13 protein-coding genes are annotated in these 13,643 nt (G+C 64.8%); 5 read left to right on the plus strand and 8 right to left on the minus strand.

Going from position 1 to position 13,643, the window contains the following annotated elements; all coding sequences use genetic code 11:
* Nucleotides 1-174 precede the first annotated feature (174 nt).
* Entirely contained in the window at nt 175-1,311 is a 1,137-nt protein-coding gene (locus tag ACLFKU_RS24235; RefSeq protein WP_410850751.1) for a hypothetical protein, read from the plus strand.
* A gap of 187 nt (nt 1,312-1,498) precedes the next feature.
* Here ACLFKU_RS24235 and ACLFKU_RS24240 read toward each other — a convergent pair whose 3' ends face one another.
* The 5 genes from ACLFKU_RS24240 to ACLFKU_RS24260 all read right to left on the minus strand — a co-directional run bounded on the left by ACLFKU_RS24240 (nt 1,499) and on the right by ACLFKU_RS24260 (nt 7,655).
* Complete coding sequence (locus ACLFKU_RS24240) at nt 1,499-2,455, minus strand: ABC transporter permease (protein WP_368583261.1); 957 nt, start codon at nt 2,453-2,455, stop codon at nt 1,499-1,501.
* A gap of 22 nt (nt 2,456-2,477) precedes the next feature.
* Nucleotides 2,478-3,458, minus strand: coding sequence for an ABC transporter permease (locus ACLFKU_RS24245; RefSeq protein WP_410850752.1), 981 nt, complete (start codon nt 3,456-3,458; stop codon nt 2,478-2,480).
* A 61-nt stretch (nt 3,459-3,519) separates the two neighbouring features.
* Complete coding sequence (locus tag ACLFKU_RS24250; RefSeq protein WP_410850753.1) at nt 3,520-5,085, minus strand: sugar ABC transporter ATP-binding protein; 1,566 nt, start codon at nt 5,083-5,085, stop codon at nt 3,520-3,522.
* Between the two features lie 325 nt (nt 5,086-5,410).
* Nucleotides 5,411-6,430 (minus strand): ABC transporter substrate-binding protein, encoded by a 1,020-nt coding sequence (locus ACLFKU_RS24255; protein ID WP_410850728.1) that lies wholly within the window; start codon nt 6,428-6,430, stop codon nt 5,411-5,413.
* Between the two features lie 172 nt (nt 6,431-6,602).
* A complete protein-coding gene (locus ACLFKU_RS24260; protein WP_410850729.1) occupies nt 6,603-7,655 on the minus strand; it encodes a LacI family DNA-binding transcriptional regulator in 1,053 nt (350 codons plus the stop codon).
* Between the two features lie 341 nt (nt 7,656-7,996).
* On the opposite strand from ACLFKU_RS24260, the gene ACLFKU_RS24265 reads away from it, so the two are divergent.
* Nucleotides 7,997-9,001 carry an aldose 1-epimerase gene (locus tag ACLFKU_RS24265; protein ID WP_410850730.1) on the plus strand — a complete coding sequence of 335 codons (1,005 nt, stop codon included), beginning with the start codon at nt 7,997-7,999 and terminating at the stop codon, nt 8,999-9,001.
* 47 nt (nt 9,002-9,048) lie between these two features.
* Here the strand turns inward: ACLFKU_RS24265 and ACLFKU_RS24270 are convergent, their stop codons facing one another.
* Together ACLFKU_RS24270 and ACLFKU_RS24275 are read right to left on the minus strand one after the other, a co-directional pair.
* Nucleotides 9,049-9,846, minus strand: a complete 798-nt coding sequence (locus ACLFKU_RS24270; RefSeq protein WP_176109779.1) for an endonuclease/exonuclease/phosphatase family protein — start codon at nt 9,844-9,846, stop codon at nt 9,049-9,051.
* 54 nt (nt 9,847-9,900) lie between these two features.
* Nucleotides 9,901-10,461, minus strand: a complete 561-nt coding sequence (locus tag ACLFKU_RS24275) for a hypothetical protein (RefSeq protein ID WP_368583265.1) — start codon at nt 10,459-10,461, stop codon at nt 9,901-9,903.
* Nucleotides 10,462-10,742: 281 nt separating this feature from the next.
* On the opposite strand from ACLFKU_RS24275, the gene ACLFKU_RS24280 reads away from it, so the two are divergent.
* On the plus strand, nt 10,743-11,720 hold the full coding sequence (locus tag ACLFKU_RS24280; RefSeq protein ID WP_410850731.1) for an AAA family ATPase: 978 nt from the start codon (nt 10,743-10,745) through the stop codon (nt 11,718-11,720).
* Nucleotides 11,721-12,074: 354 nt separating this feature from the next.
* Complete coding sequence (locus ACLFKU_RS24285; protein ID WP_410850732.1) at nt 12,075-13,196, plus strand: NAD(P)/FAD-dependent oxidoreductase; 1,122 nt, start codon at nt 12,075-12,077, stop codon at nt 13,194-13,196.
* A gap of 8 nt (nt 13,197-13,204) precedes the next feature.
* Here the strand turns inward: ACLFKU_RS24285 and ACLFKU_RS24290 are convergent, their stop codons facing one another.
* Nucleotides 13,205-13,330, minus strand: coding sequence for a hypothetical protein (locus ACLFKU_RS24290; protein ID WP_368583268.1), 126 nt, complete (start codon nt 13,328-13,330; stop codon nt 13,205-13,207).
* On the opposite strand from ACLFKU_RS24290, the gene ACLFKU_RS24295 reads away from it, so the two are divergent.
* Nucleotides 13,329-13,640 carry a high-potential iron-sulfur protein gene (locus ACLFKU_RS24295; RefSeq protein ID WP_368583269.1) on the plus strand — a complete coding sequence of 104 codons (312 nt, stop codon included), beginning with the start codon at nt 13,329-13,331 and terminating at the stop codon, nt 13,638-13,640. The genes ACLFKU_RS24290 and ACLFKU_RS24295 overlap by 2 nt on opposite strands.
* Nucleotides 13,641-13,643 lie beyond the last annotated feature (3 nt).

Below are 13,643 nucleotides of genomic sequence, written 5' to 3' on the forward strand. Positions count from 1 at the left end.
GCGTTCGGCTACCGGTTGCACGGCGCGATTTGTGGGGGAATACGCCTGACGTCACCTCGTTTACGCAGGACGCGAGTCGCGCGAAGCAAGGCAGTGCGGTGGGCTGCGCGACTCGTCCTGGCGGCTGCGACCGCCCCTGCGAGTAGGAGGTGTCAAATGGAAACTTCTCGTGCGATGTCTGCATTCGGTTCATATGCAGACTTCAACGGATTGGTGATACGGGCACGTGCATCGCGCCGCTTACGTCGTGCGGTGTGTCGAGCCGGTCTGCTGGTTTTATCGTTGGGGGCGGTCGGGGCCGGGGCGCAGCAGGTGATTTTGCCGCCGCAGTCCGTGACCTCGTCGACCGTTCCGTCCAACGGGGATGTCAATCCATATGGCATGGCGTTCGTGCCGTTCGGCGTGCCGTCCTGGAGCACGCTCAAACCCGGCGATGTGGTGGTGTCGAACTTCAATGCGCAGTCGAACCTGCAGGGAACCGGCACGACGATCGTCAAGCTCGTGTCCAATAGCAATCCGGTGACCTTCTTCCAGGGAAGCAATCTCGGCCTCACGACGGCGCTCGCGGTGCTCCGAAGTGGCTTCGTGCTGGTGGGCAATGTGCCGACAACGGATGGCAAGAACGTCGTCCCACCGGGCTCGCTGCTCGTCATCAATCCGCAAGGCGGGCTCGTCACGGAACTGAAAGATAAGAAGCTGCTGGACGGCCCCTGGGATCTCACCGTGATCGACGGGGGGCAATTCGTCCGGGTCTTCGTCTCCGATGTGCTGAACGGAAAGGTCGCGCGGATCGATCTTGCGATCGGGGAGAACGGCGTTCAGATGCTGCCCAGCTCCACCATCATCGCCTCAGGCTATCTGCACCGCACCGATCCGGCGGCACTGGTGGTCGGCCCGACCGGACTGGCATACGACCCAACGCATGACGTGCTGTACGTCGCCTCGACCGGTGACAACGCGGTGTTCGCCATCTATGGCGCCGCGGGCGCGAATCACGATGGCGGCGTCGGCCGGATGATTTACCAGGACAACAAGCACCTGCACGGCCCGCTTGCGCTGGCACTCGCACCCAACGGGCATCTCGTCACCGCAAACGGCGACGCGGTCAACCCCGACCCGAATCAGCCCAGCGAAATCGTCGAGTTCACCGTCGACGGACAATTCGTCGCCCAATTGCAGGTCGATCCTTCGCCGGGCTCGGCGTTCGGCCTCGCCTTCGGCCTCGATAGCAACCGCCACCTGCAGTTCACGGCGGTGGACGACGCCACCAACACCGCGACGGTCTGGACGTTGCGCACGAACAATCAATAAGGAAACCGAGGACGACGATCGGGGACGTCCTGACGCGTCGGGGACACGTCACGGTCACACGGTTTCACGGCGGGTCTATCGGTACACAGATATGGGTCGGGGGCGGCGATTGTAGCGGCAAGCCTCAGTCAAATAAGGAAAATCTGTCCGATGGCATCGATGACGCCAATTCGCGGGTGCCGCTTGCTCACGCCGCCGCCGCCCGCCTTTTTCCACGCTGTTTCAACACGCGCGCCTGCAGCACGATCACGAGGAGCAGGAACACGCCGCGAATCACCGATTGCCAGTACGCGGATAGACTGATGAAGCCGAGCCCGTTCTCGAAGTTCAGCAGATTGAACACGAGGCCGAGCAGCAGCACGCCGGCGATCGTCATCGCGACGGAACCTTCGCCGCCGGTCAGCAGCGTGCCACCGAGCACGACCGCCGAGATCGCGAACAGCTCCCAGCCGACGCCTTCGTTTGGCTGCCCCGCGCCGAACTGCGCGGCGAGAATCACGCCCGCCATGCCGGCGAGCAGCCCGCTGACCGCATAGGCCATCACCAGCGTGCGGTCGACGTTCAGCCCCATCAGCCGCGCGGCCTCTTCGCTGCCGCCGATCGCGAGCGAGTGCCGCCCGAAGCGCGTGCTGCGCAGCGCGAGCCAGCCGGCCACCGCGGCGACCAGTGCGACCAGTCCCGGAATCGGTAATCCAAACAGGTCGCCCTGACCGAAGTTGCCGAAGTTCGAATCGGCCGCGATCGAGACCGCGTCGTTCTTGCCCAGCAACAGCGCGACGCCGTGCGCGCCGAGGCTCGTCGCGAGCGTGACGATGAACGGCAGGATCTTGAGCCGCGTGATGATGATGCCGTTCAGCACGCCGACCGCGAGGCCGGCCACGCAGCCCGCCAGCACCGCGACCCAGCCGCCGTAGACGCTCGTCAGCGCGGCGACCACGCTCGCGAGCGCTGCGACCGTGCCAACCGACAGATCGATACCGCCCGTGATGATCACGAAGGCCATGCCGATCGAGATCAGCGCGAACATCGAGTTGTAGCGCCAGAACGACGTGATGTTGTACGCCGAGCCGAAGTGGTCATAGCGCACGAGGCCAAACACGACGAGCGCCGCGAGCGCGAGCAGGATGGGTAGGTTCTTTTTCATCGCATCGGATCCGGAAAGGTTGTCAGCGCGAGCGCCGCTGTACATAAACCGCCGCGACGATGATGCCGGCCTTCACGACGAGCGCGGCCGCATCGGGAATGCCGTGCGCGAGCAGCGTATAGCGCAGCAACTGGATGATCAGCGCGCCGATCAGCGTGCCGCCGATATACGCCTTGCCACCCGTCAGCGCGGTACCGCCGACCGCGACCGCCGCGATCGCATCGAGTTCGACGCCCAGCCCCACGACGTTCGCGTCCGACGACGAATTCACCGAGATCGAGATCAGCCCCGCGAGGCCCGCGAGCGCCGCACACAGCGTGTACGCGATCATCTTGACGGCAGCGGTCGGCACGCCGCACAGATACGCGGCTTTCTCGTTGCCGCCGGTGATCAGCAGATACTGGCCGAACAGCGTCTTGCGCACGACCCACACGAATACGCCGACCAGCGCGAGCATCAGCAGCACCTGGAACGGCACGCCCGCGATCTTGCCGAGCGCGATCCATTGAAAGGCTGGCGTGTTGAACGCTTGCAGGCTGCCGTCGGTGACGACCTGCGCGATGCCGCGTCCGGCGATGAACAGCACGAGCGTCGCGACGATCGGCTGCACCGATAATCGCGTGACGAGCAGGCCGTTGAACACACCGCACAGGGCGGCCGCCAACACCGGCAGCACGAACGCGAGCGCGATGCCGAGCGGTCCCGCGATGTTGAGGAACAGCATCGGCGCGAGCGCGCCCGCAATCGCCATCGACGCGCCCACCGACAAATCGATGCCGCCGGTCGCCACGACCAGCGTCATGCCGATGCCGACGATCACGATCGTCACGACCTGCGTCATGTTCACGTTGAAGGTCTGCAGCGACCAGAAGTGCGGCGTGAAGATCAGGTTGAACAGCACCATCCCGAGCAGCACGATCACTTCGCGCTGCATCGCGAGATGGCGCCACTTCTGCACGGTGCTCGCGGACCGTGCGGGCGGCGTATCGGTCGATTGCATCATGGTGTCGGCGCCCTGCGCAGCGGCGCCCGGCGCCTCGCCGCGCAGCGGATTGGAATGCAGCTTAAGCGCCATGACGGTCGCCCTCCAGCGCGTCTTCGATGTGTGCCGATCGCGCGGCTTGCGCGAGCGCCGATTGGCCCTCGCTGCCGTAGGCGATCGCATCCATGATCGCGGTCTCGCTCATCTCGGCTCCGTTCAGTTCGGCGACCGTGCGGCCGTCGCGGATCACCACCGCACGGTCGGCGACCGCGGTCAGCTCTTCGAGCTCGGAGGCCGACAGCAGCACCGCGAGCCCCGCGTCGCGCAACTCGCGCACGATCTTCGCGACGTCGGCCTTCGCGCCGACGTCGATGCCGCGCGTCGGCTCGTCGAGCAGCAGCAGCGCGGGTTCGGCCGCAAGCCAGCGCGCGAGCAGCACTTTCTGCTGATTGCCGCCCGACAGTTCGCGGATCGGCTGATCGGCCGAGCGCAGCTTGATGCCGAGCGACGCGATGAAGCGATCGACGATCACCTGCTGCTTCTTCACGTCGACGATGCCGTTCTTCGCGAGCGTGCGCAGGCAGACCAGCGTCAGGTTGTCGCGCACCGACAGTTCGGGGACGATGCCTTCGCCCTTGCGGTCTTCGGTCAGGTACGCGAGGCCGCGCGCGATAGCGTCCTGCGGCGATTTCAGCGCGACCGTCTCGCCGTCGATCGCGAGCGAGCCTTGCGCCAGCGGATCGGCGCCGAATATCAGCCGCATCGTTTCGGTGCGGCCCGAGCCAAGCAGGCCGGCCAGACCCACCGCCTCGCCCGCGTGCACGTCGAGCGATACGCCGTTGACCTTTGGCGGCCGCCCGAGCTGCGTAGCGCCGATCAGCTGCTTGCCGCGCTTCGCGAGATTCGCTTCGCGCGCGGCCGGCTCGTCCTGCACGACCGCGGCGAGCGAGCGGCCGAGCATCGTGGTGACGAGCTGCAGCTTGTCCATCTCGGCCATCGTGCTTTGCGCGACCGTCTGGCCGTCGCGCATCACGGTCACGCGATCGCACAGCGCGTACAACTCGTCGAGCCGGTGCGACACGAAGATCACCGCGCGGCCGTCGTCGCGCAGCTTGCGCACGACGGTAAACAGCAGCTCGACTTCGCGCTCGTCGAGCGACGACGTCGACTCGTCCATGATCACCATCTTCGCGTCCGACGACACCGCGCGCGCAAGCGCCACCATCTGCTGGATCGCGGTCGAGTATCGGCCGACCGGCTTTTTCACGTCGATCTGCAAACCGAACGAATCGAGCAGCGCAGCCGCGCGCTGCTGCACCGTGCGCCAGTCGATCAGACCGAAGCGGCGCGGCTCGCGGCCCAGAAAGATGTTTTCCGCGACCGAGCGGAACGGCACCAGGTTGATCTCCTGGTAGATCGTGCTGATGCCCGCTTCGCGCGCCTGCTTCGGCGTGCGGAAATCGACCTCGCGGCCTTCGAACCGCACGCTGCCCGAGCCGCGCCGATAGGCGCCGGTCAGGATCTTGATCATTGTCGATTTGCCGGCGCCGTTCTGGCCGATCAGTGCGTGCACTTCGCCGGCTGCCACGCTCAGATTCGCGCCGCGCAACGCGGGCACGCCGCCGAAGCCGATGCCGATGTCCTGCATCTCGAGCAGCGGCGAACGGGAATGGGGGGAGGGTGGCGTCTCTTTGCCAGATTCCGTCACGGGAGTTCTCCTGATGCGGATGCTGCCGATATTGCCGACTGCGCTGTTGCTGGCGACGCGGTCAAGCCGCTCCAGCGCGCCCGGCCCATGTTACGCCCGCATAAAAGCGAAGCGACGGTCCGTCGGTCACGGGCGCGTCGCTTCGAAGCCTTCCGGCCACCCGCCCGACGAGGAGACATTCATAGAAGGCGGGTGACTTCCTGCTACAACGCCGAAGGGAGTGCCCGGGAACATACCGCCCCGGGGCACATCCCGATGCTTGCGATCAATAGCCGTACTGCATGTTCTGCTGCACGTTTTCCTTGTCGTAGAAGCGGTCGGATACCTTGACCCAGGTGGGGATTTTTTCGCCCTTCGCATAGCGCTGCGCGACGTCGCACGCGAGCGGGCCGAAGAACGGGCTCGATTGCACGCTCGCGCCGAGCTCGCCCGCCGCGATCGCGTCCATGCCGCCCTTGGTGCCATCGATCGTGACGATCTGGATGTCCTTGCCCGGCTGCTTGCCGGCCGCCTTGATCGCGGCGATCGCGCCGAGCGCCATTTCGTCGTTGTGCGCGTACACGGCGGTCACGTCCGGATGCGCCTGCAACAGCGTTTCCATCACCTTGCGGCCGGTGTCGCGCGCGAAGTCGCCGCTTTGCGACGCGATAATCGTCATGCCGGGGTTCTTCGCGATCACTTCGTCGAAGCCCTTCTTCCGATCGTTCGCGGCCGACGCACCCGTCGTGCCTTCGAGTTCGATGATCTTCGCCTTGCCGCCCGTCGCCTTGACTAGCCAGTCGGCGGCGCGGTGACCCTGATCGATGAAGTCCGAGCCGATGAACGTGATGTAGTCGCGGCCCGCCTTCGCGACCGACTGGTCGACGTTGCGGTCGACGAGGATCACCGGAATGCCGGCCTTCTTCGCCTGCAGCACGACCGGCGCGAGCGGTTTTTCTTCACGAGGCGGGAATACCAGCAGATCGACGTGCTGGGCAATCATGCTTTGAATGTCGGAGACCTGTTTGGAGTTGGAGCCGTTGGCGTCGGTCATCACGACCTGCCAGCCGCACTTCGCGGCGATGTCCTTGAAGCTCCTGGTTTCCGCGAGACGCCACGGGTTGTTGCTTTCGGTCTGCGCGAAGCCGACCTTCAACGGGGTCTTGGTCGCGAGCTTCGGCAACGCGTCGTCGGCATGCGCGGCCACCGCGCCGACACCGATTGCCAGAGCCAGCAGCGAAGCTGCGAGCGGACGAATCTGCTGCTTGCGCGCGTGCATGCGCGACTGCGTAATGAGCGACGCCATGTCTTCCTCCAGTAACCGGTGGACGGTGTATTTTTTGTGCTGCTCGGGATTGTCTTTGCCCAGCCGGGGACCCGGCGCTGTTTCAATGGCGAGGATGCGGTTGGCTATGACCCACCGGTGCGCGTTCTTCCCGACCCGACGTGCCGATTATTCCACTCGGAATTATTATCGGTCAATCACTAATAATATTAATTGTCGCCGGTTTCGCCTCGGTAATTACCCTGACCGAGGCGCGTTCGACCAGTGGTCCGTCGAGCTTCACCGTGCGATGGCGCACCGGTGCGCCGGCCGCGCGGTTGTGCTCTTCCTGCAGCAGCGTCTCGACGGCCCAGCGGCCGAGTTCGTAGTTGGGCAGCACCACCGTCGACAGCGGCGGGTGTGTGTGACGCGCGATTTCCTGGTCGTCGTAGCCGAGCACCGACACGTCCTCGGGCACGCGCAAGCCGAGTTGCTTGAGCGCCTCGATCGCGCCGATCGCGGTCAGGTCGTTCGCGCAGAAGATCGCGGTGGGTGGATTGGCTTCGCGCATCAGCGACAGCGTTAGCTCGAAGCCGAGGCCCGAGCTCCAGTCGCCGTCGCGCACCAACTCGGGCGCGAACGGCAGATCGGCGGTCGCGAGCGCGGTGCGGTAGCCCTTCAGCCGGTCTTTCGCGGCGTCCTGCCACGGCTCGCCGTTGATGTAGCCGATGCGCCGGTGGCCGGCTTGCAGCAGATACTCGGTCGCCAGATGGCCGCCCGCGACCTCGGCCGGCACCACCGACGAAAACGTGGTGTCGCCGGTGTAGCAGTTCAGCAGCACGGTCGGCACCTGCGACAGCGCGGCCGGCGGCGCGACCTTGCGCGTGTAGACGGTCGCGTAGATCACGCCGAATACGTGCGGATTGGTGAGAACAGTATCGAGTACCTGCTTTTCGATGTCGGCGTTGCCGTGCGTCGAGTAGACCGCGAGCATCTTGCCGCTCGCGTATGCAGCGTCGCGCGCGCCGTCGATGTTGACGACAGGATGAGGGCTCGTCGAGATTTCGTCGGCCAGATAGACGATCAGATTGCGCTCGTCGCTCGATGCCGCGACCGGTTCGCGCAGCGACAGCCGGTAGCCGAGGTCGTGCGCGGCTTTCAGCACCTTATTGCGGGTTGTTTCGGAGAATTTCGCGCCGGCCGCGTTGTTGAGCACGAGCGAGACGGTGGATTGCGACACGCCGGTGAGCTTGGCAATGTCGGTCATGGTGGGACGGCGTTGAGTCGATTTTTTCATTGTGCGGGCCGCGTTGAGGCGGCGCTGAAGCAGGGGAATGCCAGCGGCATCATGCTGCTGACGGTACCACTAATAATATGCGCGCGGCAACGCGCGCTAACCCGCCATTTGGGAATTGAGCTTACGCTCCGTTACGGCCATCTTTGAGCGACGTTATTACTAATAATATTGACCATTGGTGCGGTGTCGTGCGATTCTCGCTCGGGGCGACTGCCGTAGTGCGCCGGCCGCGGGGTGCGCGGCACATCAAAGGAGATATGAATGCACGTTTCTGTTGCCGCTTTCCGCTCGCGGTTTCGCCTCGTCTGACTATGCGCGACGTTTCCCTGAATCCTGCCCCGCCGCGCGAGGCATATGCCGTGACCCGATCGGCGGCGCAGCTGTCGTGGCTCGACGATCCCGCGATTGTCGCGCGCCTCGTTACATTGTCCGCCGGCGCATTGCGCGCGGTGCTCGCGCCGGACATTGGCGGCGCGCTCGCGGCGTTCTACGAGGTCACGCCGGAAGGTGCGTTGCACTGGCTGCGGCCGGCGCTGCCGGAAGCGTTCGAAGCGCGCGATTCGCTGCGCATGGCGAGCTTCCCGCTGTTCCCATACTGCAACCGGATTCGCGATTCGCGCTTCGCGTTCGACGGCGCGACGATCGATCTCGGCGGCAACGATCCGCATTTTGCCCACGCGCTGCATGGCAACGCGTGGCGTCGTCCGTGGCGCGTCGGCGCGCGCAGTGAAAGCGCGGTGGACTTGCACTTCGAGCACGAGCCCGATGCGAGCGTGACCGGCGACTGGCCGTTTCGCTATCGCGCGCGGCAGCGTATCGAGTTGCGCGGCGGCGCGCTCCACATCACGATGTCCGGGCGGAATCTCGCCGATCGGCCGATGCCGTTCGGCATGGGCCATCACCCGTACTATCCGCGCACCGCGGCGACGCGCATCCATGCCGACGTGCAGGCGATGTGGCACGCCGACACCGATGTGCTGCCGACGCACCTCGGCCCGCATCCGGCCGTCGACGCGCTGCGCGCGGGCATGTCGCCCGACGCGTTCGCTCTCGACAACAACTTTTCGAACTGGTCGCGCGTGGCGACGATCGCGTGGCCCGACGAGCGCCGCAAGCTGACGATGCGTGCCGACGCGCCGTTCGATCACCTGGTCGTGTTCGCGCCGGCCAACGATCCGCAGCTATGCGTGGAGCCGGTCACGAATACGACCGATTGCTTCAATGCGGTTGGTACACAAGAGCACGTCGGCGGCTGCGTGTTGCAGCCGGGGGAAGAGATCGAAGCGGCGTTGAGCTGGACACCGCATCGCGAGTGATGGGGGCACGCGCTTTCCGTCGGCGGAAGCGCAATGACCGAAAACGTTTACTCCAGCCGCAACTTCGCCATATACGGCAAATGATCCGACAGCCACGCGGTCTCCTGCGTCGGCTGGATCCATTCGACCGGCTGCATGCCGCGCACGAACATCTTGTCGAGCGACAGCGCCGGCGAGAACGCCGGGAACGTGCGCGCCGGTTCGCCAAGCAGCGTCGCGACTTCCTGCAAGCCGTGCTCGCGAAAGAGCGGCACCGAGTCGTTGCGCCAATCGTTGAAGTCGCCGGCCAGCACGAGCGGACCGTCCGGGGCTTCCTTCGCGATCCAGTGCGCGATCCAGTTCATCTGCCGCAAGCGAGCCGGACGCGTCAGCGCGAGATGCGCGCACAGCAGCGTGACGAGCCGCCCGCCGAACGTCGCACGCGCGACCAGCAGGCCGCGCTTCTCGAAGCGATGCGCGGAAATGTCCCAGCGGCCGCCGAGATCCAGCGGATGCGGCGAAAGAATTGCATTGCCGTGCCGCCACGAAGGCTTGAACACGTTCGGGCCGAGCGCGACTTCGAGTTCGAGCGCGCGCGCGATTTCGGTTGCCTGACAGTGCCAGACGTCGGTCAGTGGATCGTCCATCGGTGCGCCGAAACTGCTTGCCAATACCGGCGACGGCATGCGCCGCGCCATCGCTTCCTGCAGGAAGTACGCGTCCGCGTGAGTCGATTGAACCCAGCGCTGCATCGCCTGCCAGGCCTGAAAACCGAGCGGGGTGCGGCCCTTGTGAAGGTTCCAGCTCACAGCGACGAAATCGTTTGGCGCGAGGCTCTCGCGGATCAATTCTTCTGGGTTTCGCATGCCGCGTTATCCACGTGTTCTGTTTGAGCGCGCTGGTCAGGCGCGCGGTTCCTGTCAGTTTGGATTGTTGCCGCCAGTCGCGGCGCCATTGCCGCTCGTGCCGCCATTCGTACCGTTGGCATTCGCACCGTTGCTCACGACGCTTGCGCGCACGCGGTACACGAGGTTCGGATTGCGATCGACGATCGTCCAGCTCGCCCATTGATCCGGCGGAACAACGAGACCGGGATGGCTCGCGCTCACCTGGCGCGGCTGCGGCGGCAGCTTGCAGCCGATGTCGGTGCGCGCCGCGCTGTTGTCCTCGAGCGTTTCCTGCGTGTCGATCGAAAACATCACGCCCTCGGGATCGACGCGCAGCGGCGACACCGTGATCGTGCGCGACAGATCGATGCTGCCGGCCGGCTGGTCCTTGCAGCCGACATTGTGTTGCACGACCTGGTGATGCGTATCCGTGCGCGCCTGGCCGACGGTAGTGGTGCCGTCGAACGAATCGATCTGCTGGCCATCTTTCACTACCTGCAATTGCCATTGCACGACCTGCTGCGCCGGCCGTTGTTGCGCGTGGGCGAGCAACGAAGCGCCAAGCAGCATGGCCACGATACTGGTTTTCCACATAAAAGGTTCTCCGCTCACGCGTCGGTTGCGGGGTTGCCTTGCCTCTCGCCGCAGCAGGTCAGAGAGCAATCTTACCCCCGATGGCCGCAACGATTTCTGACACGGTCGACGAGGGCCGGTTCAGCAACAATCCATTCCAGATAAGGCGCGGAATGCCAGCGATGGTTAGCAGCAGAGCCGCGCGACTGCTGGCTTGCACGCGTTTGTGTCCTCGCTACACTGGACTGGAATCGGCGCTCACAAGGCGCCGCCGCTGCAGGATCAGCCAGACGGGGTGAGCGATGACGACAGCAATGGTCAAACAGGAAATCGCCGTGGCCTCGTTCAGCCGGGTGTATGACCTCGATGAGGTCGAAAGCGCGCTGAACGGTCTCGGCGAGGGCGCGAACGAGGCGCTGCGCGCCACCTACGAAAAGATGCTGAAAACCGGCAATCTGCGCTTCTGCGTGAAACCGAACCGGATGCCATCGATCGACGATCTGATCGATGCGCTGCCCAATTTTTCCTCACCGCTCGACGACATTCGCAAGCAGGTCGCGCTGTGCCTCGAAACCGAGGATCGGCTCGAACTGATGCCGATCCTGCTGCTTGGCGAACCCGGCATCGGCAAGACGCATTTCGCGAAGCAGTTGGCGCGCCTGCTCGGCACCGCGTACCACTACGTCGCGATGAGTTCGCTGACGGCGGGCTGGATTTTGTCGGGCGCGTCGTCGCAATGGAAGAACGCGAAGCCGGGCAAGGTGTTCGATGCGCTCGTGAACGGCAGTTATGCGAACCCGGTGATCGCCGTCGACGAGATCGACAAGGCGACCGGCGATTCGCAATACGACCCGCTCGGTGCGCTCTACGCGCTACTCGAACACGACACCGCCCAGAGCTTCGTCGACGAGTTCGCCGAGATTCCGATCAACGCGGGCAACGTGATCTGGATCGCGACCGCCAACGACGAACGCGCGATTCCCGAGCCGCTCCTGAACCGCATGAACGTCTACGAGATCCCGCCGCCGGACCACGCCGGCGCGCGACGCATCGCGCAGTCGATCTACGACGAAATCCGCGGCGCGCACAACTGGGGCCTGCGCTTTCCTGAGACGCTCGGCGACGCGACGCTCGATGCGCTCAAGCGGGCATCGCCGCGCGAGATGCGCCGCGCGATCCTGAACGGCTTCGGCGCGGCGCGCATCGCGGGACGCGACCGGATCGAACCCGCCGATATCCGGCTCGGCTACGGAAACCGGCGAAAACCGATCGGATTTTGACGTTTTCGGCCGGTTTTTTGCACCAAACTCCCGCTTTTCGTCATTCGGGTGGCTGTCGCGGCAATTCGTACAATGTGTGTGGTGAATGCAACGGCAATTGTTGCTGTTTTCGACGTGGATCGTCGGATCAAGCCAGTTTGGGCCGCCATCACCTGGTCGATGCGCACGAGCGTTTGTCAGTTCTGTCTGTACCGAGTCGTACAATTTTCCGTGGGGGTGATAAAAAGACATAAGCAGACCCAGCGGACAGATACGTTCGACAATGAACGGAACGCGGCGGCGAGGTGCCGTTCCTGTCTTCCTTCCATCGGCTGAACGAGGCAGCGCGCGGCGCGATGCGCCGCGTCAACGGATATGGATCAAATCGAATGTGTAGTGATCGGTGCCGGCGTGATCGGCCTCGCGACGGCGCGCGCTCTCTCGGCGCGCGCTCTCTCGGCGCGCGGGCGCGAAGTGATCGTGCTGGAGGCCGCCGACGCGATCGGCGTGGGCACGAGTTCACGCAACAGCGAAGTGATTCACGCGGGCATCTACTATCCGCGCGGATCGCTGAAGGCGACGCTGTGCGTGCGCGGCCGCGAAATGCTGTATGACTACTGCGCCGAGCGCCACGTGCCGCATTCGCGCTGCGGCAAGCTGCTCGTCGCGACGTCGCGCAACCAGATTCCGCAGCTCGAAAGCATCATGGCCAAAGGGCGCGACAACGGCGTGCTCGACCTGATGCGCATCACCGGCGATCAGGCGCAGGCGCTCGAACCGGCGCTCGAATGCGTGGAGGCGGTGTTTTCGCCGCAGACGGGGATCGTCGATAGTCATCAGTACATGCTCGCGCTGCAAGGCGATGCCGAGCGCGACGGCGCCGTGTACGCGTTTCATGCGCCGGTCGAGGCGATCGAGGCTCACAACGGCCGCTTCACGATCGCGGTCGGCGGTGCGGCGCCGACCACGATCAGCGCCGCCTGCGTGATCAACAGCGCGGGTCTGCATGCGAACGCGCTCGCGCGCAAGATTCGCGGGCTCGACCCGCGCCACGTGCCGCCGCTTTACTTCGCGCGCGGCAATTACTTCAGCATCTCGGGGCGCGCGCCGTTCAGCCGCCTGATTTATCCGATGCCGAACGAGGCCGGCCTCGGCGTGCATCTGACGCTCGATCTCGGCGGCCAGGCGCGTTTCGGTCCCGACGTCGAGTGGGTCGACGCGATCAATTACGACGTCGATCCACGTCGCGCGGAGTCGTTTTATGCGGCGATTCGCGCGTACTGGCCGGCCTTGCCCGATAACGCATTGCAGCCGGCTTACGCGGGGATTCGTCCGAAGCTTTCAGGTCCTGGTGAACCCGCCGCCGATTTCGTGATTCAGGGGCCGGCCGCGCATGGCGTGCGCGGGCTCGTCAATCTGTTCGGCATCGAGTCGCCGGGTCTGACGGCATCGCTGGCGATCGCGCAGCGGGTCTGCGAGTTGGCGGGGCGCGCGTAAAGCCGCGGTTACACCGTACCGAACTGCTTATCTCCAGCATTTGGAATATCACCGGAGACGGCTTCGTTGCTATCCTTGGCGAACGCTGTCATCAGAACGGCGTTGATTCCAATATAAATGGAGTGAGTCCCCATGAGATCTTCCCGTCGTACGTTTTTGATCACCAGCATCGGTGTGGCATCGACACTCGCACTGTCGCGCCAGGCGTTCGCCGACGCGCCGAAAGTCTCCGAAACCGATCCGACCGCGCAGGCGCTTGGCTACAAGGCGGACGCGAGCAAGGTCGACAAGGCGAAATTCGCCAAATTCCAGCCGGGCCAGCAATGCAGCAACTGCAGCTTCTTCCAGGGCAAGGCGGGCGATGCCTACGGCGGCTGCCCGATGTTCGCGGGCAAACAGGTCGCGGCCACGGGCTGGTGCAGCGCCTATAACAAGAAGACCTGATCG

Origin of the sequence: Paraburkholderia sp. EG304 (genome assembly GCF_046543485.1) — a bacterium.
In the GTDB taxonomy this organism is placed as follows: Bacteria; Pseudomonadota; Gammaproteobacteria; order Burkholderiales; family Burkholderiaceae; genus Paraburkholderia; species Paraburkholderia youngii.

What these genes read in the sequence shown, in the direction of transcription:
- ACLFKU_RS24235 (WP_410850751.1), top strand. Translation starts at nt 175, where the DNA reads ATGTCTGCATTCGGTTCATATGCAGACTTCAACGGATTGGTGATACGG.
- ACLFKU_RS24240 (WP_368583261.1), bottom strand. Translation starts at nt 2,455, where the DNA reads ATGAAAAAGAACCTACCCATCCTGCTCGCGCTCGCGGCGCTCGTCGTG.
- ACLFKU_RS24245 (WP_410850752.1), bottom strand. Translation starts at nt 3,458, where the DNA reads ATGATGCAATCGACCGATACGCCGCCCGCACGGTCCGCGAGCACCGTG.
- ACLFKU_RS24250 (WP_410850753.1), bottom strand. Translation starts at nt 5,085, where the DNA reads ATGCAGGACATCGGCATCGGCTTCGGCGGCGTGCCCGCGTTGCGCGGC.
- ACLFKU_RS24255 (WP_410850728.1), bottom strand. Translation starts at nt 6,430, where the DNA reads ATGGCGTCGCTCATTACGCAGTCGCGCATGCACGCGCGCAAGCAGCAG.
- ACLFKU_RS24260 (WP_410850729.1), bottom strand. Translation starts at nt 7,655, where the DNA reads ATGACCGACATTGCCAAGCTCACCGGCGTGTCGCAATCCACCGTCTCG.
- ACLFKU_RS24265 (WP_410850730.1), top strand. Translation starts at nt 7,997, where the DNA reads ATGCGCGACGTTTCCCTGAATCCTGCCCCGCCGCGCGAGGCATATGCC.
- ACLFKU_RS24270 (WP_176109779.1), bottom strand. Translation starts at nt 9,846, where the DNA reads ATGCGAAACCCAGAAGAATTGATCCGCGAGAGCCTCGCGCCAAACGAT.
- ACLFKU_RS24275 (WP_368583265.1), bottom strand. Translation starts at nt 10,461, where the DNA reads ATGTGGAAAACCAGTATCGTGGCCATGCTGCTTGGCGCTTCGTTGCTC.
- ACLFKU_RS24280 (WP_410850731.1), top strand. Translation starts at nt 10,743, where the DNA reads ATGACGACAGCAATGGTCAAACAGGAAATCGCCGTGGCCTCGTTCAGC.
- ACLFKU_RS24285 (WP_410850732.1), top strand. Translation starts at nt 12,075, where the DNA reads ATGGATCAAATCGAATGTGTAGTGATCGGTGCCGGCGTGATCGGCCTC.
- ACLFKU_RS24295 (WP_368583269.1), top strand. Translation starts at nt 13,329, where the DNA reads ATGAGATCTTCCCGTCGTACGTTTTTGATCACCAGCATCGGTGTGGCA.
- ACLFKU_RS24290 (WP_368583268.1), bottom strand. Translation starts at nt 13,330, where the DNA reads ATGGGGACTCACTCCATTTATATTGGAATCAACGCCGTTCTGATGACA.